We start from the raw sequence: 21,641 nt of genomic DNA, 5'->3' as shown, positions 1-21,641 counted from the left end.
CTAATATTTTCTATTTTTCTAGCTAACTTATTACAGTACATTTTAGAAATAACTGATTGCGTTTCATCATCAAGTTGCCAGTTATAAAAATGAAAAACCTTACCATTCTCCAGTTCTACTTTAAAATAGTGAAAAGAAAAAACGAGCTAAATGATACAACAGTAATTTCCTCACTATTGATATAACGCTCTGTGCATAGACGTGTATAACAAATCCCTGCTTTGTAACAATATAAATAAATTTCTATCTAGTACCTTTTCATTAATTAAAAATATAGGACTAATTAATAATAAAGAGCAGTTATAAAAACCTATAAAGAATAAAACCAAATTATAGGTAATAAAAAACCCGCAACATGTGCGGGTTTTTTTAAAGAGTTAAGGAACTAATTACTTAGCAGCTTTTTTCTCTTTTTCTGCAGCGATTACTGTGTCAGCTACGTTTTGTGGACATGGTGCGTAGTGTGAGAACTCCATAGAGAACTGACCACGACCAGATGTCATTGTACGTAGTGAACCAATGTAACCGAACATTTCTGATAACGGAACGTCAGCTTTAATGCGAACGCCAGTTAAACCAGCTTCTTGGTCGCTTAGCATACCACGACGACGGTTAAGGTCACCGATTACGTCACCAACGTGATCTTCTGGAGTGAACACGTCAACTTTCATGATTGGCTCAAGAAGTTGTGCGCCCGCTTTAGGGATCGATTGGCGGAAAGCACCTTTAGCAGCGATTTCGAACGCGATTGCTGATGAATCCACGGCATGGAAACCACCGTCAAAAAGTTCAACTTCAACGTCTAATACTGGGAAGCCAGCTAGAACACCTTCGCCCATCATTGACTTAAAGCCTTTCTCAACTGCAGGCCAGAATTCTTTAGGTACGTTACCACCAACAACTGATGATTTAAACGTGAAGCCTGAAGCAACTTCGCCTGGCTTGATGCGGTAGTCGATTTTACCGAACTGACCAGAACCACCAGATTGTTTCTTATGCGTGTAGCTATCTTCGATTTCACGAGTGATAGTTTCACGGTAAGCAACCTGTGGTTGACCAACGATAAGGTCTACACCGTAAGTACGCTTAAGGATATCAACTTTGATATCTAAGTGAAGCTCACCCATACCTTTAAGGATAGTTTCGCCTGAATCTTCATCAGTCTCAACTTGGAAAGATGGATCTTCTGCAACCATTTTACCGATAGCAACACCCATTTTCTCATTACCGCCTTTATCTTTAGGCTGTACAGCAATCGAGATTACTGGAGTTGGGAATACCATTGGCTCAAGTGTTACTGGGTGCTTAGGATCACATAGAGTGTGACCAGTTTGCACATTTTTCATGCCTACGATAGCAATGATGTCACCAGCTTGTGCGCTAGTTAATTCGTTACGGTCATCTGCTTGCATCTCAACCATACGGCCAACACGCTCAGTTTTACCAGTAAACGCATTAAGGATAGTGTCACCCTTATTAAGCTTACCTGAGTAGATACGTACGAAAGTTAATGCACCAAAACGGTCATCCATTATCTTAAATGCTAGCGCCTTGAAAGGTTCGTCAGCAGATACGATTGCGAATTCGCCATTTTCGTTACCTTCTTCATCCATAAGAGGTTGAGGATCAACTTCTGTTGGAGCAGGTAAGTAGTCAACAACAGCATCAAGGATTAGTTGCATGCCTTTGTTTTTGAAAGCAGAACCACAGAACGTAGGGAAGAAAGCAAGGTCACGAGTACCTTTACGGATACAACGCTTGATATCTTCGATAGAAGGTACTTCACCTTCCATGTACGCTTCCATAAGGTCATCGTCTTGCTCTACAGCAGTTTCGATAAGCATTTCATGGTATTCATCAGTTTTTTCTACCATGTCTGCAGGAACGTCAGTGATTTCGTAGTTTTCTGGAAGACCAGTGTCATCCCATACGTACGCTTTTTTAGTTAAAACATCTACAACACCAACAAACTCATCTTCGATACCGATTGGTAAAGTCATGATTAGTGGAGTTGCGCCAAGTACTTTACGTACTTGCTCAGTTACACGGTAAAAATCAGCACCCATACGGTCTAATTTATTTACAAAGATAATACGTGCAACTTCTGATTCGTTAGCATAGCGCCAGTTAGTTTCTGATTGTGGTTCAACACCACCAGAACCACAGAATACACCAACACCGCCATCTAATACTTTAAGTGAACGGTATACTTCAACTGTGAAGTCAACGTGTCCAGGAGTATCGATAACGTTAAAACGGTGATCTTTCCAGAAACAGCTTACAGCCGCAGACTGGATAGTAATACCGCGCTCAGCTTCTTGTTCCATGAAGTCAGTAGTAGATTCACCATCATGAACCTCACCTGTTTTATGGATTTGACCAGTAAGCTTTAGGATACGCTCAGTAGTCGTGGTTTTACCCGCATCAACGTGCGCGAAAATACCAATGTTTCTGTACTTCGATAAATCTGCCATTAATTTTACTCTTAATAAAGTCGATAAATTATTCGGCAGGAGTATAACATCACTTAATGCGAACATCACCATACAAGCCGCTTAAAATGCAATCAATTCAACATATTTTTTTTATCGTCAGAATCTATTAAATATCAAACATAACAAAAAAAACGCAAGACATTGAAATTAATAGCGTTTAATACTTAAGTTTCAGATACACCAAGTTACTTCGCTATTTTATAGCAACGTTCAGGACGGCCAATACTGCCATAACTTTGATCCGCTGTTAACTTACCTGATTCAAGCAAATACTCTAAGTAACGGCGTGCTGTAGAGCGACTCACACCGACCAAATCGCCCATTTGCTGAGCAGTAAATGCAGTGGTTGCGTGCATTATAAAAGCATAGTGTATTTTGCAAAGTAAAATGTGTGCCGAGCAATAAGACAAACAGCAAAGGCATTTTTAGAGATAATTAAATACCTTTATGCTTTCATTGTATTTATAACCCATGCCTATAAATAATAAGCTAAATTGAGCTGAACTTAATCATTATCATAATTATAAATATGTCGATGGGTTCTATTAACATCTCATTGTCAAAAAAGCCTAAATTTGGTACATTATTCCTTCAATAGTATTTATAAAAACAACTATAAGACCCCACAATGAAATGGAACTTCCTTCGACTCAGTGCTTGGCTAATTGCACTTACCTTATTAATTTTCTCTCATAATATTTTTGCGCAGCAATATAAAATAGATAAGCCAGCTAATTGGGTTAATACACATATTATTGAGCAACCCAAGCATTCCGACATAACCAAAGTGCGTGACGGTACACTGTATTTGTTACTCGATAACCAAACTTATGTTCCAAATAAACAAAAGCAACAACGCTATACCCGCCTAGTTATGAAAGCTTTAAATCAAAGTGGTGTTGATTATATAAGCCAGCTTAATCTTGATTTTGATCCAAGTTACGAGTCGCTAACATTAAACAGCTTAACAATTATTAGAAATAGCGAGCGCATTGATAAGCTTGGTAGCGCGAGAATGACGGTTATACAAAGTGAATCTGAATTAGCAGATCGTATTTATAACGGTAGCCTGTCACTCAATATTATTATTGATGATATGCGCAGTGGCGACATACTTGACTACAGCTACACAGTGACAGGTAGCAACCCTATATATGCTAATAAATTTAGTACAAGACGCACGCTGAACTGGTCGGTACCCGTAGTGCAACAAAATATGCGTGTACTTTGGGGTAAACAAACACCTCTACATATAAATACAATAAACGGCACAGCAGATATTCAAGAAACGCTTAATAAATATGGCAAAGATTATTCTATAACTCTTTTTGAAGAACCTTTACTGGAGCAGAATTCTCAAACCCCAACGTGGTACGACCCATATACACAAGTTTACTTTTCTGAGTTTGACGATTGGGGTCAGGTAGTTAACTGGGCATATCCACTTTATCAATCAGCCATAGAAACCCCAAATAGCATTTTGGATGTAGCTGAAAACATAAAAGCAACACACATAAAAACATCAGATAAAATTGCCGCAGCACTGCGCTTTAGCCAAGACGAAGTTCGATATTTAGGGCTTGAAATGGGCACTAACTCGCATCAACCAACGTCAGCTTCAGAAACGCTTTCGCTACGATACGGCGATTGTAAAGATAAAACGGTACTGCTTATTTCGTTATTAAAAGCGATGGGTATAGAGGCTTTCCCTGCGCTGGTCGATACTGAAGAAACCAAACGTTTAATAGAACTACCGGCTACTGCAAGTGTGTTTAATCACGTCATTGTTACGCTTAAGCAAGACGGAAAGCGCTACTGGCTCGATCCTACGGTGAACTACCAACGAGGTACACTTGAATATTTAGCACAACCTGATTATGGCTATGCCCTAATTATTGATAAAGGTGAAACTGCTTTAACCTCTATGGCGCAAAAACCTGTACATACAAATGTATCTGTAGAGGATAACTTTTTTATTGCTGAAAAAGTATCTGAGTCATCACGTTTTGAAACCCAGTACACTTATGCTGAATTTGAAGCAATTAACCGAAGAAACAATATAGCCAGCAGTGGTCTAAATAGCGTTGCTAAATCTTACTTCGAGTATTACCAAGGTTTTTTAAATGGCTTATCAATAAATGAAACAATGGCAATTAGTGAGCAAGAGCAAACGGGTAAACTAATAACCAAAGAATCGTATTTAATTGATGAATTTTGGGAAAAAACGGACGAAGGCTACGAAGCTAGTTTTTATGCGAGTGAAATACAAAATAGCGTTTACGAACCAAAACAAGTAAACAGAACTGACCCGCTTTACTTCAGCTACCCCAATATAATTAACACCACAATAAAACTACATTTTGCAGAAAAAGATTGGGGATTTGATAGCGAAAAAGAAGAAATTGATAACGACTACTTTAATTTAAAAACAGCCACTGAATTTAATAATAACGTTTTAACACTGACCTATAGCTATTACGCAAAACAAGATCATATAAAAGCCACTCAAATAGATGATTATTTAGCACAGCGTAAAAAGTTAATATCAGCAACTCATTACCCTATTCTAAAATATGCAAAGGCGAGCGAAACGCCTCAAACAACAGCTGATGTGTTAGATAGCTTTGGTTATAGCTGGCTTAAATATGTGTTGGCTGGCTATATTTTAGTACTCATATTCTTTTTCGCCGATTGGCGATTAGAGTCAGCAAAAAAAGTAAAATTTGAAGATAGTCCATTTTATGCCGTATCTGTAGGTAAGTTTATTATTTACAGTATTTTGAGTTTAGGCATATTTGTTAACTATTGGAGTTATCGTAACTTTAAAGCCATTAAAGAACGCGATAACTCAAGTATTATGCCTATTGCTCGAGGTATATTTGCATTTTTATGGTATTACCCTTTGTATCTCGCACTTGCACAGCACAGCCAACAACAGTTAAACAAAAATAAAGTAATGCCTAACTGGACTGCCTTAACACTCTGGCTAATGGTACTTGCCAGCGCCTTTGCTTATCGTATGGACGAATACGCAACCATAGTGATTTGTATAATGCCATTTTTATGGTTGCCCCTAGTTAGTTACATTGAGCAAACCGATATAAGTAAAGAAGCCCTACATTACAACTCATACTGGCGAATTAGACAGTATTTAATCTCGCTTGCGTTTGCACCTCTATTATTTTTAGGCGTACTTCAAGAAGTAAATATTTTACCCAATGCTGCAATTATAAAAGGCGATAGTTTATGGCCTTACCAAGTACACTTTTTAAAACGTAATCGCCTAACACCTGAAAACGAAGAAATACTTTATTTTTATAGCGATGCAGTATTTGATTACCGAGAAGACGGTAACGGAATAACCGAGAACTATGTTTTTAGTTACTACAAAAACGATGACGGTAAGCTTGAATCAGATCTTAGTCACTTTAAAGACATAGAAAAAATAGAAACCACATACGGTAAAACCAAACTTGATAACACAAGCATTAAAGTAATAAAAACTGACGGTAGTGATTTCTTGCTCATTGTAGGGCGTCTAAACAAGCAGGATAAAGTACTAGTGGAGCAGATTAATTTACGTATAACAGCAAATAAAGTGCGTTAGTGGCTTAAAATATCCAGTTAAGTACGAATATTTTTAGCCATAAATTAAAGGCTGTTGATCTTTAGGGGCTAAGGTTTTACAAGCAATGCTTTTATAATAAAAATCCATATCAAATTATTTAATAAGTATTAAGCATCTATTTTTTATTCTTAATTGTTCAACCAAAGTAAGTATTTTTATTAAATGTCAGTGCTAACTAGCCGATTTATATATGAATAAAAAACAAACTCACCAATAATAAGAATTATTTGCATTTAGATATTGACAGATAGTTAGATCTAACTGATAATCAATATCAACAAGACGGATTGCATACCACTTGTTAAGGAATGAATTGATTTGTTTCTCGACCCTGAAACAACGTGTGGCGCACGTAAACAGCTATGGTTACTTGTTATGAACCGCAACGCCCCTTGATGTTGATGATGAGTAACCGCCCTACTATTTTACTTGCTACATTGCTCATATCGGTGACGGTAGATATGAAACTAAAAAAGCCCTTACGGGCTTTTTTTATGTCTGTAATTTAGTTGGTTAAATTAAACTAAATCAATTAACGACGGTTTTTACGTGCGCGTGCTCGGCGTTGTTTTTTCTCTTCTTCTTTAGCTGCCTTTTTAGCTTCTGCTGCAGCGCGTAAACCAGCAACCATTACTTCTTCTTCCTCACGCATTTGCGGAGTTTCCATAGTAATACGGCCAATGATACCGTCGCGTAATTCGTTGATTAGTATTTCAGACATTTTATATGTGTCTATTTGATTACCACCACGAATACAGCCGCGTTTTTTCCCCGCCATTTCAACAAATTCCCAATCACTTTGTGGTAATTCATCTATTTTATAACGCGCTTTTAATAACTCAGGGTATGCACGCAATAGGTACTCAGCTGTGTAACTTGCTACTTCTTCATACTCAAGTGCTGTATCACGAATGGCACCGGTGGCGCCTAAGCGATAACCTGAGTTTTCGTTTTCTACTTTTGGCCACAACATACCTGGCGTATCGTAAAGCATAATACCGTCTTCAAGCTTAATGCGTTGTTGCGCTTTAGTAACAGCAGGCTCATTACCTGTTTTTGCAACTATACGCCCAGCCAATACATTAATTAACGTAGATTTACCCACGTTAGGAATACCCATGATCATGGCTTTAATTTGCTTATCTGCACCCACTTTATGCGGCACTAGCTTTTTACAAAGCTCATTAATACGGTGTACTTCAGCTGCTTTATCATGCCCAAAAGAAATCGCTTTAACACCGTTTTCTTGCTCAAAATAATCTTTCCAGATTTGAGTCATTTTAGGATCAGCTAAATCAGCTTTGTTCAAAATTTTGATGACCGGCTTACCTTCACGCAAGGTTGCCACCATCGGGTTTTCACTACTGTAGGGAATGCGCGCATCAAGCACTTCAATGATCACATCCATTTGTGGCATTATTTCTTTAATTTCATTGCGGGCTTTATTCATGTGCCCAGGGAACCACTGGATAGCCATTTTTAACTCCTAACGTATAATTAACCGCTATTTTAACTGGCAATTCATTTAATTGCGCTATACTGGCGCAAATTTTTTCAGATTAGTTGTTATGGCTCTTAAATCCACCATTATGAAAGTGCAGTTATCGCTTAGCGATATGGACCGCCACGTTTATCAAGATTTTAATTTAACCTTGGCTCAACACCCATCAGAAACCGACCAAAGGTTGATGATTCGCTTACTCGCTTTTGCGCTAAATAGCTGTGATGGTTTAGAATTTACTAAAGGGTTAAGTGCTGATGATGAGCCTGAACTTTGGCATGTAAGCTATAGTGAAGAGATAGAACTATGGATTGAACTTGGCTTACCAGATGAGAAACGCCTTAAAAAAGCCTGTAATAAATCTAAAAAAGTGGTGCTATATACTTATGGTGAAAACAATCAAGCAATTTGGTGGCAAAAACATCAACCTAAATTGTATGAATTTAAAAATCTAAGTATTTTTAGCCTTGATTACGCAGCAACACAAGCACTTGCTGCTTTGGTTGATCGTGGAATTAAGCTCGCCATTTCCATTCAAGATGGTGAAGTATGGGTAAATACCGATACAACCAATATTGAAATAAAACCGCTACAGTTAATGTAATTACAGTAGTTATACCAATTGCATTAAATTAGTTATCTATTATAGCGACAAATAAATAAGTCGATAACAAGGCGAAAATTATGACATATAGTTGTTCTATCTAAATAATTTTTAACGCAGGTAGCGGATTATTTAATACGCTAGGATGATCATGTTTTTAATAAAATTGGTATTAGGGAGCATATGAAAGTTAAACACGTTATTGTTTTACATGGCTTGTATATGTCTGGCTTTGTTATGCGCCCACTTTGTTCACGACTTGAAGAGTCGGGTATGACGGTATTAAACATTACCTACAATACGCTCGACCCTCACCGCGATACCATATTTGCACAAATTGATGAGTGTATTTCTAACGAACCTGCAGCGCTTGTATGCCACTCAATGGGAGGGCTGATTGCACGTGCTTACCTAGAGGCAAACTCTCCTGCTAGCCAGAATATTACGAAGGTAATTACACTGGGTACTCCACATAAAGGCAGCCATATAGCGCAAAAAATGAAGCAAAAAGGGTTTGAATCATTTTTAAAAAATAGTGTTGAATTTTTGCTTACTAAAAATGGTAATTGGCCTTTTAAAGCTAAGCTTTATAGTATCGCAGGGGATTTACCTATTGGGCTTATGCCTTTAATAGTCAAAGGTAGCCAGTCAGATGGCACTGTATTACTAGATGAAACCAAACTTAAAGGTATGGCCGAACATAAAGTGTTTCATTTAAGCCATACCAGTATGATTTACTCGCGCCAAGTACTCGATTACATTTTAAAGTGCTTAAACGAGAAAGATTAATCCTCAGCATTGGCTGCTATTTTATAACTAATTAAAAATATCACAGCCAGTATCAGCGGAATGGGCGCCGCAATGTAACCAAAAAAATCTGAGTTCGCAAAGCTTGCTCCTGCTAAGTGCGCGACTAGCCCAAGCACAAATGCGATGACTGCAATTCCTACCACGATTAACTCTGCTTTATTTTGTTTCGCTGTTTTTGCATGCATGTTATCTCTCCTAATTATTTCGACAACATTATTATGCGCCGTTAGGGTGGATGATTTTTGACCTACATCAATAAAAAAATAGCTAAGTCATTACCTTGAATAAAGTTTGTTTTAGATCATGATTTATATACTTCTGGGTTTTATTTATTTTTGAGGGGTAGTATTTTTATTAATCAGTCCTATTTCTATTAATAGTCTAAAGTGAATACAGGTATCAAAAACAGCTAATAGGTTAAAACTATTAACTAGATACATTTAAACGATTTTACTAATTTATCGAAATTAGTAATACTTATCACAAGTTCACAAACAAACGGTTATTCAGGAGCAAGTTATGTCACATGTAAACGCAATTGGTCTAAACAGCGCAAAAAGCGAAGACATCATAAAGTCACTCAATACATTATTGAGTAGCTACCAGATTCAATACATGAATGCGCGTGGTTTTCACTGGAATATTAAAGGCCGTAACTTTTTTGAACTACACGTTAAGTTTGAAGAAATTTATAACTTGCTACTTCTAAAAGTAGATGAAGTTGCAGAACGTATTTTAACGTTAGATGGCGCACCACTACATGCATTTTCTGATTACCTTGAAGTAAGTAAAATTAAAGAAGCTAAAGGTATTAGTGATGGTGTTACAGCCGTAGAAAACCTACTTGCTGGTTACAGTACATTAATTCACATGCAGCGTGATATTTTAAGCCAAGCTGGTGATGCAGACGATGAAGGTACAGCCTCACTAATGAGCGATTACATTTCAGAGCAAGAGAAACTGGTTTGGATGCTAAAGGCTTACTTAGACTAAACCAGCAAAAAAAAGCCCTCAATGAAGAGGGCCACAAATAGGGATAAATCGTTAAATAATCAAGCGATTCGGTTACTATATTAGCCTCCTCCCAATACTAAACAACGCCCCTGTTACCAGTGGCGTTGTTTTGGGTTTAAGTGGGTGTAATGCTCATATATTGGGATAAACAATGTATAAGCATTACTACTACATTATTTTTCCCCATGAAAAAGCCCCAGCAATACTGAGGCTTTGTGAACGTTACGAATTAAGTAACTATATTAGTGTCGTTATTGTTGGTTAGAATTTACTTCTAAAACCTATGTAGAATGATTGACCAATTGGGTCATACGTACCTGCGTCTGTTTCAGTACCAGTACTTGAACCGCTCACACCCGATAAAATGCGTGGTGGCTCTTTATCAAATAAGTTACTCGCACCAGCGTAAAGCTCTGTTGAATCGCTGATATGGTAACTTGCTTGAACATCATGATATGTCACTGAACCAATCCCTACTCCACCTGGAGCAATACCAAAACCACTTAAGAATTGATCATCAAAGTCTGCAGCGCCAATGTAAGTTAAGCTCCAGTTAAAATCAAAGTCGTTAAGTTTATAACCAAAGTTCCAGTTAGCTTTATGCTCTGATGCACCAATTTCTCCAGCAAACTCATCTTTATCAGCGCCTGGAAGTGGGATGCTATAACCATCAATTAGGTAAGTATAAGCAAGGCGAGTTCTAAACGCACCTGGGCCAATATCAGTAGAGTACGTTAGTGTTAAATCAACACCTTCTGTACCTAAACCACCACTGTTAGATACACCACTGTCAATAAACTCTAGTGAACCAGCACTATTATTACCTGATGGCGCACTACGACGAGTTACAAAGTCACAAAAGCTTGTATCGCCACCACCATAACATTGGTCAAGAATAAACTGACGAGGTGTTGATACGATTGCATCTGTAATTTCGATATCAAAGTAATCAAGCGTAATGTCTAGGCCTGATATTAGATTTTCTGGTGTAAATACTAAACCTACTGTCACAGAGTCACCAACTTCTTCTTTTAAATCTTGGTTGCCACGGTTAAAGCCACTAATACCTTGTAAGTCAGACTGGTTAAGCGTGAACTCACCATTTGTAGCGATATTAGTTGTAACACCACCATCTGTACGACAAGCATCACCAGCAGCACCACCGCCACTATTAGTAACACCTAAACATGGATCGTTTAAACCACTTGGGAACGTTTGTGAAGGCGGAGAAAATAGTTCATCGATATTTGGAGCACGCGTTGAACGAGCACGAGTAGCACGTAAACGTAAGCTATCCATTACTTCCCAATCAACACCCACATTCCAACTTTCGGTGTTACCGACTGTTGAATAATCAGATAAACGAACTGCTGCATTCATCGTTACAGTATCAAGTACTGGGATGTTTGCTTCTACATAATATTCAGTTACGTCAAACGAGCCTTCTGTTGCTGGGATTGCATTACCTGCATTAAGACCGGCTTGCTGTAGTGCATCAAACTCACTGCGTGAAAATTCTTCGCGGTATTCAAAACCAGCAGCAATGCCTACAACACCCGCTGGTAGTTCAAATAAATCACCTGAGATATTACCACCAATGATTTCTTGCTCAACTGACGTTGAAAGAGAGCTAGGTGCACTTACAAAATCAATAGCACCTTGTGATAACGAATTAAAACCATAAATGTCTACAGGCGCACAGTTAAAGCCGCGGGCTGTCGCATCGATACAGATAGCCTCGTCAGTTATACCATCACCATCTAAATCTTGGCTATCAATAACAGCTTCTAAACCTTGACGGAAGCTTTGCACGTTGACTAAACCACCAGAAACTTGCTGCTCTTTTGTTTTACCATATACGTAGTAAGTATCGTAAAACCAACCATCTGCTATTTCACCTTGAAAACCAAGCGCTAAACGGAATGTATCACGCTCTGCTCGTGCTCCACGGTTACCAATGTCACTCAAACGTTTTGCAAAAAAGATATCACGCATACCATCACCATCGGTGTCGGTTGCTGCGTTATATATATCGTCTGGTACAAATGCATTACGTAATATTTCACCGTTTACATTAAATTCAATCGGTACTTGGCCATTTGCATAAATATCATCAGAAGCAAAAGGGAACGGCTCTAATTCAGAAACAGTTGTTGTTGCAGCGTAAGTGCCTTCATAAAAAAAGCTATGCTTGTCGCTTAGCTCGTAGCTACCATTTGAGGCAAATAAGTAACGTTCTGTAGGTATCGCTATCGTACGTACGCCACTTCGGTTAAAACCATTTGCAGCTACGCCATCGCCACCGTTAGTACTAAACGAGTTTTGTAGGGTGTTTGCATCATTAAACGTAAATGTTTCATCCCCAGCGCTAAAGCGACCCTGTGGCGGAAATGAAGATAAAAATGGGCTTACAGCATCAAATACAGAACCTGGGTTTGCTACTGGATCATCTTCAAAGAAGATACCTGAAAATTGGTCTACTGCCGAGCGGTCACGGTCACGTGAAAAAACAGCACCTTGATCAGAATACCCAAGATGGAACATCGCGTGCCCTTTCCCATCTGAGCTTGATAAGCCTGAGGTAAAGTTAAATTGGCGTGATTCATCATCGCCTTCGCTTGATTCACCATATTGGCCTTCGAATTCAATACCTTCAAAATCATCTTTTAGTACAAAGTTAACTACACCAGCAACAGCGTCAGAACCATAAACAGATGAAGCACCACCTGTCATAATTTCAACACGTTCGATGAATTGACTCGGAATAGTATTTAAATCGACAGCAGAGCTACCTGGTACACCTGATACATAACGACGACCATTCACTAAAACCAATGTGCGGTTAGAGCCTAAATTACGTAAATCAACAGTAGCAACACCCGCACTTGCGGTATTAAAGTTTGAGTTAGTTCGGCTAATAGCTGGTGTACCAAATGCAGGGTTCTCTAATAATAAGTCTTGAATATTTAACGACCCTGATGCATCAATAGCAGCACTATCTAAAACTTGAATAGGAGCAGATGACATTGCCTCAGCTGAACGAATTCGAGAACCTGTAACTTGTACACGTTCTATTTTAGTAATTTCGTCATCTTCTGCAGCCACACCTTGAAATGAAAAGCTTGCAAGTATTGCGCTGCTTAGCGCAACTGTTAACGACGATTTTTTAAATAATCGCGCGCTACCTTTGTTAGTTAATGTCATATAATTCCCCTGAATTGTTATTTTTGTAACTAAATGGTTACTTCGCGGATTACAGTAAGGGGATTTATTTAAACACTCTACGGGCATTATTTATGAGGCGTAGTCTTTGGTACGAATAGCTGGTTTTATGGGATGAATTAGTACGTCACAATTATTTTATAAATATATTGTACTTTTCATAACAGTTTTTCCGCTAAGCACGGTCTTTATTATTATATACAGCAAGAGATATAAAATAATGATCGCTTCTTTTCATGCATTAACTTTTGTTAGTAACACTAAGTTTGCAACATTTTTAACAAAGCGCGTGCAAGATCACCGGCACTTTGAATCTCAATCTTTTCTTCAAACAAATAGATTAGATCAAATAGACACTGATCAATACAATGTACTGTTTTACGAACTAACCAACCTAGCTGACCCTATGCAAATAGTGCATTTAACAGAGCTTGCTAAAAAGCTGAAGTTAGTCATTATTGCCCAATCGGGACATTTTGCGAGTTTTGCCTTTGAAGTTGGCGCTGTTGATTTTTTAATATTAGATTCAACTGCATCACGTATTGATAAGTGCTTTGATAAGCTGATTCACCTTTGCCCGATTGCAAGTGCGGCCGAACGCCAATACCAGCAAAGCACACAAGCTGAAAAGCCATCATCACACATTGTGGTTAAAGATGTCGGTAAGGTAAGGCTAATTGATATCAATGATATTATTTGGATAAATGGCGCGGGCAACTATGTAGAGCTGCATTTTACCCAAGGTAATACGCCGGTACTACATCGCGAAACCATGAAAAATATTGAACAACAACTAGAACCAGAAGGGTTTGTTCGCATTCATCGCTCAACGCTGGTAAGAAGACAAGCTATTTGCGAACTGATGCCTACTGACAGTGGCGATTATAGAGTAAGGCTGAAAAACGATATGTGTTTAAACCTTTCACGGCGCTATAAAGGTTGTTTAGAGAGTATTATAAGCCCTCTTCAATAGCGGTTTATAATACTCATGTTAGTTACCAGTTCTGTTTTATATAACTGTCATTTGGGTGCACTAATAAATAGCTGTCGGTATCTTTATAAAAATTAACTTCTACATCGCTATTTTTCCATACTTTTTCAAACATATTTTTAGCTATGATATTAATGTTTATATAATCAACTCGTTGATAGCCTCGTTCTTTTACACCGGCAAAATAGGCCTCTAATGAATCGAGGCCATCCAAAGTTAACAGCTCAAACTCTTTTAAATTAACAACCACAAACTTAATCGTATTTTCAGGGTGAGTGCTCAACTCCTGAACAACTCCATTAGTTAACAGCGTAATGCCTTCATTATTAAAGCTCCCTTTCAATTCTAAATACATCTGAGGGGGCTGTGAACAAATTTGAAATTCACCATGTGCACCAAACATATATCGCCTTACATATATCAACTTCTATATATAGGATAATACAATTTTCCGATTTTGCAGTTAATTTAATAAAGCAATAAAAAAGGCCATTTCGAGTGCTTTTTCCTCTAAACTTTTAAAGCGACCTGATGCACCGCCGTGCCCTGCATCCATATCGGTTTTAAATACTAAAATATTACTATCAGTCTTAAGTTCACGCATTTTTGCAACCCACTTCATAGGTTCCCAATACTGCACTTGTGAGTCATGAAGACCGGTAGTAACGAGTATGTTCGGATAGTTTTGGGCGCGAATATTGTCATACGGCGAGTAAGCTTCAATTACATCATAAAACTGAGGCTCATTTGGATTACCCCATTCATCATATTCATTTGTTGTGAGCGGAATACTTTCATCAAGCATCGTGGTTAATACGTCTAAAAATGGTACATGACAGCCAACACCGCAATATAACTCTGGTGCTTGGTTTACAACCGCCCCCATTAATAAACCACCAGCACTGCCGCCTGAGGCAAACACCTTGCTGCCATCACAATAGCCTTGTGCAACAAGCGCTTTTGTCACATCAATAAAGTCACTAAAGCTATTTTGTTTATGCTCTTTTTTACCTTGCTCGTACCACTCGCGGCCTAGCATTTCAGAGCCTCGAACATGTGCTATTACATAAACAAAACCACGATCGAGCAAGCTCAGCGATGAACTTGAAAAACTTGGATCAATCGTATAGCCATACGCACCATAACCGTATTGAAATAACGGATTTGAGCCACCTTTTTTAAAGCTGTCTTTTCGATAAACAACTGATACGGGTACTTTCACTCCGTCGCGAGCAGTTACCATTAATCGCTCAGACTGATAGTCATCGGCATTAAAACTACCGAGTACTTTTTGCTGTTTAAGTAGTGTTTTTTCGCCGGTTGCTAGATCAACGTCATATAACGAACCTGGTGTTGTTAAGCTTGAGTAATAAATACGCGCAGTGCGAGTGTCTGGCTCTGGGTTCATTGCTATTGCAGCATAATAACAAGGATCGGCAAACTCAAGTGCCATACGATCCCCTTGCCTATTAACAACTACAAATCGAGCTTGCCCTTGTTCGCGTTCACTCAATACTAAAAAGTCATTAAATAACTCGACACCTTCAAGCAGGACATTTTCTCTGTGAGCTGTATGCTCAAACCATTGTGTTTTATCAGCAATCGTTTCGTTTGTTGCCGTCATTAATCTAAAGTTTTTAGCTTGCCAGTTAGTCACAATATAAAATGTGTCACCTAGCTTATCTACGTCAAACTCGTGGCCATCTTCACGCGGCATTAATGCTTTAAATTCGCCAGTGGGATTATTAGCATCAAGCACCCATGTATCGTTGGTCTCTGTCGATGCTAAATCAATAATAATTAAGCTTTCATCGCGGCTTTTACCAAGTCCCATAAAAAAGCTGCTGTCTTGCTCTTCGTAGACCATTACGTCTTGGCTTTGCTCGCTGCCAAGCTCATGCCTAAATACTTGGTATCCTAATAGCGTTTTTAAATCTTTTTTTACATAAAAAGCAGTTTTATTGTCGTTAGCCCAAACAACTTGTCCTTCTGTATTTTCAAGCACATCAGGAAGCATTTCACCGGTCGCTAAGCTTTTAAAGCGAACATTATAAATACGACGACCTTCAGTATCTTCAGAGTAAGCCATAAGCTGCTCGCATGGGCTTAGTGCGACTTCGCCCAGCTCAAAAAACTCAAATCCTTCAGCTAATACATTAACATCGAGTAAAAGCTCTTTATTATCGGCCTTTATGCTCGTACTTCTATAGTGACGCGAGTATTCATCATCACCACGAACTTCTGAGTGATACCAGTATTTCCCGTCTTTAACGGGTACCGAATTATCATCTTTTACAATGCGTGCTTTTAACTCTTCAAAAAGTGTATTTTGTAGTGGCTTCATAGCAGCTAACTGTTCATCGCAGTACGCATTTTCAGCATGTAAATGCGCAAGTACTTGCTCATCCTGGCGATCGTCATCGCGCATCCAATAGTAATTATCGGTACGTATCTTATTATGAGTACTTAATGTATGGGCTTGCTGTTTAGCAATCGGGAAATTAGGTAATAAACTTAAAGAGTAGACAGGACGAGACACAACAAAACCAATTAAAAAAATAATGTGATTTGCAGTTTATCATAAAAATAAAAAAGCCCATCCAATAGTTGGATGGGCTAAAACGGTAAACGCTTCATTACTAAAACCGCTATACCTTTGGGAAGATAATTTAAGCTTTATATTTGCTGCCAAGCCATAGCCCAGCTTCGCCCCACACCAGGTTCGAACATAGACTTATTATCGTCATTCGTGCGGCAAAACTCATTAAATGGCCAAGGCCTGCATTGATATACATGCCCAGTTTTTGGCTGCAATACCTTTGTACCCGCATTATAGTTTTCACAATTTTCAGGGTACACGTAATCATAAGTATCAAGGTTATTAACAACACGCTCATCGCATTTTGCAATACAATGAAAGTCGATGTGTGCTTTACATATGCCACTGCTTTGCAGTGCAAAAATTTCATTATTTCTATAGGCTACAATTAAACCCTGTTCGGTCATTTTACCTGCGCTAACCAGAGGAACATGCACATTAATATGCTCGGCAACTAAACGCGGCCATGCGTGAGGCTCACCTTGCTCAAGCGAGGTGATCTTGTAATCAAATGATAAACTAACCAGCTCTCCTTGCATGTCGTAAAAGGTTACACTCACCACATCACCAATAAATAGTTGGGTATGATGATTTAAGCAACCTATTGTTGACCACTTTCCACAGGCCAACGACGTATGCATAAACACGGCAACACCTTAAGAGTTACAAAATCTTATCCATACACTATGGATACACAAAAAATACACTGAGGGCAAGTGATACATAACAACACGTTATGCAGTAGTCCCGCTACCATAGCTTTTAAAAAGCCTTAGACCGGAAACTTTGCGTCCTAACCTTTCGGCTAGTTTGCCAGCAATGCGGCGATTATAATTCGACCCCGCATAACAATCAAACAAAAGAATGTAACCAAAAACAAAAACCAACCCTTTAAGGTTGGTTTAATGTGTTTTTAACTAAACAAATAAGTTAAAGGCTCTTTCGCCCACGTAAATACCAGCAACACCAATAAAGATATAAATATTAACCACGCAGGCCAAGACGCTTTAGTTACTTTAGCCTCAGAGTCATCCGCTTTTAACTCTTTTGAGCCTGTGATCATCGCCTTAACTAGCGGTTTGCCTTTTATTCTATAAACAATAATAGCTAATACATGCAAGCCAATAGCATAAAGTAAAATGTCAAAATTCAGCTCATGTAGCCAATTGGCAAAATCAATCGTATCGCTAGACAGATATTGAGCAAGCGGCCCGTCAGTTAAAATACCATCACTGCTCATTAAGCCACTTACAAGTTGCGTTATGATCAATATAAAAAACACTATCACCATACAGCTACCGGGTGCTGAATGGCCTAACGATTCGCTTGGTGTTTTTAGCGCCCTTAAAATAGCTCTAGGAGAATGCAGTAACCCACTTAATCTCGCGGTTTTACTACCAATAACACCCCATATTAAACGTGTTACTATAAGTGCTAAAGTAAAAAAACCAGCGACAAAGTGAAGCTCAATCATGCCCTCTTCAATACTAAAATAAAGCACTGCAATACTTACAACCAAAAACCAATGAAAGCATCTAATAAACCCATCCCACACTTTTAACGTCGTCATTGTGCCTATCCTTAAAAAAACAGTATTATTTAATTTGTTAACTACTTTAACATCATAATATTAAGGTATCCTTATGAGCCATTCTACAAGCCGTGAGAGTAAATATCATGCAACCAGTTAAAAAAGCTATTTTAAAAGGCTTTTTAGATATGCTACCACTGTGTTTAGCCGTTGTTCCTTGGGGTATTTTATGCGGCTCTTTAGCAATTCAAAATGGTTTTAGCGCCTTTGAAACCCAAGCAATGTCGTTATTAGTATTTGCAGGCTCTGCACAGCTTGTTGCGATTGAACTTATGGCGGGCAACACACCATTGCTCACAATTTTATTCACAACATTTATTATTAGCTCTCGACACTTTTTATACGGTTTAGCTGTGCGTCATAAGGTCATTGATCAACCTATGCGTTGGCGCTTACCGGTGAGCTTTGTTTTAACCGACGAGCTGTTTGCGTTTTCTCATCATCGAAGAGCATATAGAACAAAAACACGCTTAATATACGCATTAAGCGCTGGTTTTAGCTTTTATATTGCATGGAATATTTGGACGTTAATTGGCATTGTAGCGGGCACAATGCTGCCCGACCTAACTAATTTAGGGCTCGACTTTGCAATTGCCGCGACGTTTATCGCGTTGGTTATTCCGGGAATCAAAAATTTGGCCTCACTCGTTACGGTAATTGTAGCTGGTGTTAGCGCAACGCTTTTAAAAAGTACAGGATTTGAGTTGTGGCTTGTTTGCTCAGCGCTGCTGGCAATGGCCGCAGGTTACAGCACAGCAAGGCTAACCGCTAAAAAGGAAGCAACGCTATGATGACAACTATTTTACTCATGGCGTGCATTACATTTTTTACGCGTTATTTATTTTTACACCGCGCTTTACCGTTTAAAGTAGGTCCTAAAATGCAGCAATTTTTAAGCTTTAGCGCACCTGCGGTGCTTACAGCAATTTGGGTGCCTATCGTGTTTTTGAATGAAGATGGCATTAACTTAAACTGGCAAAACCCTTATTTAAGCGCAGCAATAGTCGCCATCATTGTTGCCTATAAAACACATAATATTTATTACACAACACTTGCCGGTATGGGGCTATTTTTAATATTAAATTAGAGCACTCTTTGTACTTTATGAAATACTGTACTCAGGTTAAAATACCAATAACAATAATAAAAAAGACGCCAATATGCACAAATTCCATCAATTAAGCGCAACAAGCTTGCAGGGTCAACCTATTAACTTTAGTGATTTTGAAGGTAGGGTTGTGCTTATTGTTAATACCGCAAGTAAATGTGGATTTACCTACCAATACGAGTCGCTTCAAGCTTTGCATAATAAATATGCTAGCCAAGGTTTAGTTATTTTAGGGTTTCCGTGTAATCAATTTGGTCAGCAAGAACCCGGCGACGCTACACAAATAGAGCAAGGGTGTTTAATTAATTTTGGTGTGAGTTTTTTAATGGCGGCCAAAGTAGATGTAAACGGTAAGCATGCTCACCCAGTCTTTCGTTTTTTAAAATCGGCTTTACCTGGTTTTTTAACACGTAAAATAAAGTGGAATTTTACTAAATTTTTAATTGCTGCAGATGGCACGCCAATTAAACGTTATGCACCTTTTACTAAACCAGAAAAGCTAGAACTTACAATTCAAAAAGCTTTGGCACAAACTAAAAATGCGCTTTAAAAAGTAATAAAGAGGCGCAAGGCCTCTTTATTGCCAATACTACTGAAACTTAAACATACGCATAACTGCACATTTAAACTCTCAATATTAATTGGTATTTTATTTGTACTAGTGAAATTTAATCGGTGTAATCGCTTAAATCATCTTCGCCTAGATTTTTACGCAAGCGTTTTTGCTCAAGGTAGTCTTCCAACTTCTTTTTAACCTTTTGCTTGTTCTTATCGTGTTGATTACGGCCGAGCATTTCGTACTCGTCTTCAACAAAATCGTCATCTAGCGCATCGTAACTAAATGTCTTACCCACAACCCACTCCATAAAGTGTTTGAGACCAACCAAGGATTTTATTATCGCAATAGTCGGTAAAATTAAAATGTTTAACGTCAAAATGCTGTGCAAATTAACATCAAAATAAAGCCACGTGACTACTGTAAATAGTCTTCATGTCAGTAATGTGAATAAATAGCGCTAAATTTGAATTGAGGAAAGTGAGAGTTTTTTATCGTATCGATAAATAAAATTTATTAATTTTTATTAGTTAGCCAATTTGACTAAAAAATAGTTATTTATTAATTAATTTCATTTACTAAAAAACAAACAAAAACAGTTAAGCATATGTTTTATATTAAAAAATAAAACTGGCATCAAACTTGTTATTAATTAATCGTCATCAACAAAAAGTAGAGAACAAACATGAAAAAATTACTATTAGTTAGCGCATTAATTTGTTCACCAGCCGCTATGGCTCATAACGATAACGATTCTGCAATTTCATTTAGTAATGATGAATGTAACGTCGAATTTAAAAATGATGTGCGCATTAAGCCAAACGAATTGGAAATTTTTACCGCCAACAATAAAACCATGCAGTTTAATACCCATGGTGACTTAACCGTAAATGGCGAACTTGTAGCGCTGAATAGTTCGCAGCGCGACGCGCTAACCAAGTACTCTGATAGCTTACGCACTCAATTACCTGAAGTAGCTAATATAGCGCTTGAGGGTGTTAAAATTGCCGGAGTAGCATTAGAAGAAGTAGGCAATGCATTTAATATTGACGGTCTTGATAATATGTCTGAGCTTATGGATGACATTAAAATCGAAGTAGAAAACACATTTTACCAGCAAGGTACATTTGTGATGGGCCAACAAAGTTTTAATCAATTTGGCGAAAACTTTGAACAACAATTTGAGCAGCAGATAGAAACAGCGGTTGAATCAGCAGTAATGCAATCAATGGGCAGTATTTTAGTTGCTTTAGGTTCTGAGTTACTTGGTTCAGGCGGTGATATGGATGCCTTTGAACAACGTATGGAAAATATGGGTGCACAAATAGAAGAAAAAGTAGAGCTACATGCAAGCGCACTTGAAGAACGTGCCAACTCTTTATGTGGAAACTTTGCTGATATTGCAAAACAAGAAGAGCAATTAGTAATGCAAGTGCCTGAGCTTGAAGGTTACCAGTTATTTAGCTTTAAACAAAATTAGTACAGCAAACGTTATTTAACATCCCTTTGGCAGCACTTAAGT

General features: G+C 38.2%; 18 protein-coding genes, 1 pseudogene and 1 riboswitch. Of the genes and pseudogenes, 9 read left to right on the top strand and 10 right to left on the bottom strand.

Features of this window, described 5'->3' with window-relative positions; genetic code table 11:
* Positions 1–389 precede the first annotated feature (389 nt).
* Both fusA and H5092_RS19155 read right to left on the bottom strand, forming a co-directional pair.
* Positions 390–2,474 carry an elongation factor G gene (gene fusA / locus H5092_RS19160; protein WP_004334977.1) on the bottom strand — a complete coding sequence of 695 codons (2,085 nt, stop codon included), beginning with the start codon at positions 2,472–2,474 and terminating at the stop codon, positions 390–392.
* 206 nt (positions 2,475–2,680) lie between these two features.
* Positions 2,681–2,884, bottom strand: a pseudogene (locus H5092_RS19155) (HTH domain-containing protein); the annotation flags it as partial.
* Positions 2,885–3,123: 239 nt separating this feature from the next.
* Between H5092_RS19155 and H5092_RS19150 the strand changes: the two are divergent.
* Positions 3,124–6,102, top strand: a complete 2,979-nt coding sequence (locus tag H5092_RS19150) for a DUF3857 domain-containing transglutaminase family protein (RefSeq protein ID WP_182734602.1) — start codon at positions 3,124–3,126, stop codon at positions 6,100–6,102.
* Between the two features lie 553 nt (positions 6,103–6,655).
* Here the strand turns inward: H5092_RS19150 and ylqF are convergent.
* Positions 6,656–7,600, bottom strand: coding sequence for a ribosome biogenesis GTPase YlqF (gene ylqF / locus H5092_RS19145; RefSeq protein ID WP_004334981.1), 945 nt, complete (start codon positions 7,598–7,600; stop codon positions 6,656–6,658).
* A 91-nt stretch (positions 7,601–7,691) separates the two neighbouring features.
* Between ylqF and H5092_RS19140 the strand changes: the two genes are divergently transcribed.
* Complete coding sequence (locus tag H5092_RS19140; protein ID WP_182734600.1) at positions 7,692–8,228, top strand: YaeQ family protein; 537 nt, start codon at positions 7,692–7,694, stop codon at positions 8,226–8,228.
* A gap of 183 nt (positions 8,229–8,411) precedes the next feature.
* Positions 8,412–9,017 (top strand): alpha/beta fold hydrolase, encoded by a 606-nt coding sequence (locus tag H5092_RS19135; RefSeq protein ID WP_004334986.1) that lies wholly within the window; start codon positions 8,412–8,414, stop codon positions 9,015–9,017.
* Here the strand turns inward: H5092_RS19135 and H5092_RS19130 are convergent.
* On the bottom strand, positions 9,014–9,223 hold the full coding sequence (locus H5092_RS19130) for a hypothetical protein (RefSeq protein ID WP_024597139.1): 210 nt from the start codon (positions 9,221–9,223) through the stop codon (positions 9,014–9,016). The two genes, H5092_RS19135 and H5092_RS19130, sit on opposite strands and share 4 nt — an antisense overlap.
* 334 nt (positions 9,224–9,557) lie before the next feature.
* Here H5092_RS19130 and H5092_RS19125 point away from each other — a divergent pair, with 334 nt between their 5' ends.
* Positions 9,558–10,031: a Dps family protein gene (locus H5092_RS19125; RefSeq protein WP_004334993.1), complete on the top strand. Its 474-nt coding sequence runs from the start codon at positions 9,558–9,560 to the stop codon at positions 10,029–10,031.
* 282 nt (positions 10,032–10,313) lie between these two features.
* Here the strand turns inward: H5092_RS19125 and H5092_RS19120 are convergent, their stop codons facing one another.
* Positions 10,314–13,256 carry a TonB-dependent receptor domain-containing protein gene (locus tag H5092_RS19120; RefSeq protein ID WP_182734597.1) on the bottom strand — a complete coding sequence of 981 codons (2,943 nt, stop codon included), beginning with the start codon at positions 13,254–13,256 and terminating at the stop codon, positions 10,314–10,316.
* A gap of 238 nt (positions 13,257–13,494) precedes the next feature.
* Between H5092_RS19120 and H5092_RS19115 the strand changes: the two genes are divergently transcribed.
* A complete protein-coding gene (locus H5092_RS19115) occupies positions 13,495–14,247 on the top strand; it encodes a LytTR family DNA-binding domain-containing protein (protein ID WP_182696288.1) in 753 nt (250 codons plus the stop codon).
* 22 nt (positions 14,248–14,269) lie between these two features.
* Here H5092_RS19115 and H5092_RS19110 read toward each other — a convergent pair whose 3' ends face one another.
* The 4 genes from H5092_RS19110 to H5092_RS19095 form a co-directional block, all read right to left on the bottom strand.
* Positions 14,270–14,668, bottom strand: coding sequence for a hypothetical protein (locus H5092_RS19110; protein ID WP_182196302.1), 399 nt, complete (start codon positions 14,666–14,668; stop codon positions 14,270–14,272).
* A 60-nt stretch (positions 14,669–14,728) separates the two neighbouring features.
* Complete coding sequence (locus H5092_RS19105; protein ID WP_182734595.1) at positions 14,729–16,804, bottom strand: S9 family peptidase; 2,076 nt, start codon at positions 16,802–16,804, stop codon at positions 14,729–14,731.
* A 137-nt stretch (positions 16,805–16,941) separates the two neighbouring features.
* Entirely contained in the window at positions 16,942–17,505 is a 564-nt protein-coding gene (locus tag H5092_RS19100; protein WP_182720802.1) for a chitin-binding protein, read from the bottom strand.
* 96 nt (positions 17,506–17,601) lie between these two features.
* Positions 17,602–17,689: riboswitch (cyclic di-GMP riboswitch) on the bottom strand.
* An 88-nt stretch (positions 17,690–17,777) separates the two neighbouring features.
* Complete coding sequence (locus H5092_RS19095; protein ID WP_182734593.1) at positions 17,778–18,434, bottom strand: cytochrome b/b6 domain-containing protein; 657 nt, start codon at positions 18,432–18,434, stop codon at positions 17,778–17,780.
* A 107-nt stretch (positions 18,435–18,541) separates the two neighbouring features.
* Here H5092_RS19095 and H5092_RS19090 point away from each other — a divergent pair, with 107 nt between their 5' ends.
* The 3 genes from H5092_RS19090 (at position 18,542) to H5092_RS19080 (ending at position 20,113) form a co-directional block, all read left to right on the top strand.
* Positions 18,542–19,246, top strand: a complete 705-nt coding sequence (locus tag H5092_RS19090; RefSeq protein WP_182196307.1) for an AzlC family ABC transporter permease — start codon at positions 18,542–18,544, stop codon at positions 19,244–19,246.
* The gene (locus H5092_RS19085) at positions 19,243–19,542 is read left to right on the top strand and encodes an AzlD domain-containing protein (protein ID WP_004335020.1); all 300 of its coding nucleotides are present in this window, start codon (positions 19,243–19,245) and stop codon (positions 19,540–19,542) included. Before H5092_RS19090 ends, H5092_RS19085 begins: the two co-directional genes overlap by 4 nt.
* A gap of 73 nt (positions 19,543–19,615) precedes the next feature.
* On the top strand, positions 19,616–20,113 hold the full coding sequence (locus H5092_RS19080; protein WP_024597148.1) for a glutathione peroxidase: 498 nt from the start codon (positions 19,616–19,618) through the stop codon (positions 20,111–20,113).
* Between the two features lie 118 nt (positions 20,114–20,231).
* On the opposite strand, the gene H5092_RS19075 is transcribed toward H5092_RS19080, so the two are convergent.
* On the bottom strand, positions 20,232–20,417 hold the full coding sequence (locus tag H5092_RS19075) for a PA3496 family putative envelope integrity protein (RefSeq protein WP_007579801.1): 186 nt from the start codon (positions 20,415–20,417) through the stop codon (positions 20,232–20,234).
* Between the two features lie 387 nt (positions 20,418–20,804).
* Between H5092_RS19075 and H5092_RS19070 the strand changes: the two genes are divergently transcribed.
* The gene (locus H5092_RS19070) at positions 20,805–21,599 is read left to right on the top strand and encodes a YggN family protein (protein WP_033030970.1); all 795 of its coding nucleotides are present in this window, start codon (positions 20,805–20,807) and stop codon (positions 21,597–21,599) included.
* The last annotated feature ends 42 nt before the right edge of the window (positions 21,600–21,641 follow it).

It is taken from the genome of Pseudoalteromonas sp. SR41-7 (genome assembly GCF_014163935.1).
Taxonomy (GTDB): domain Bacteria; phylum Pseudomonadota; class Gammaproteobacteria; order Enterobacterales; family Alteromonadaceae; genus Pseudoalteromonas; species Pseudoalteromonas distincta.
Note: the sequence above shows the minus strand (reverse complement) of the source record. Positions and strands in the feature narration are given on the sequence as shown.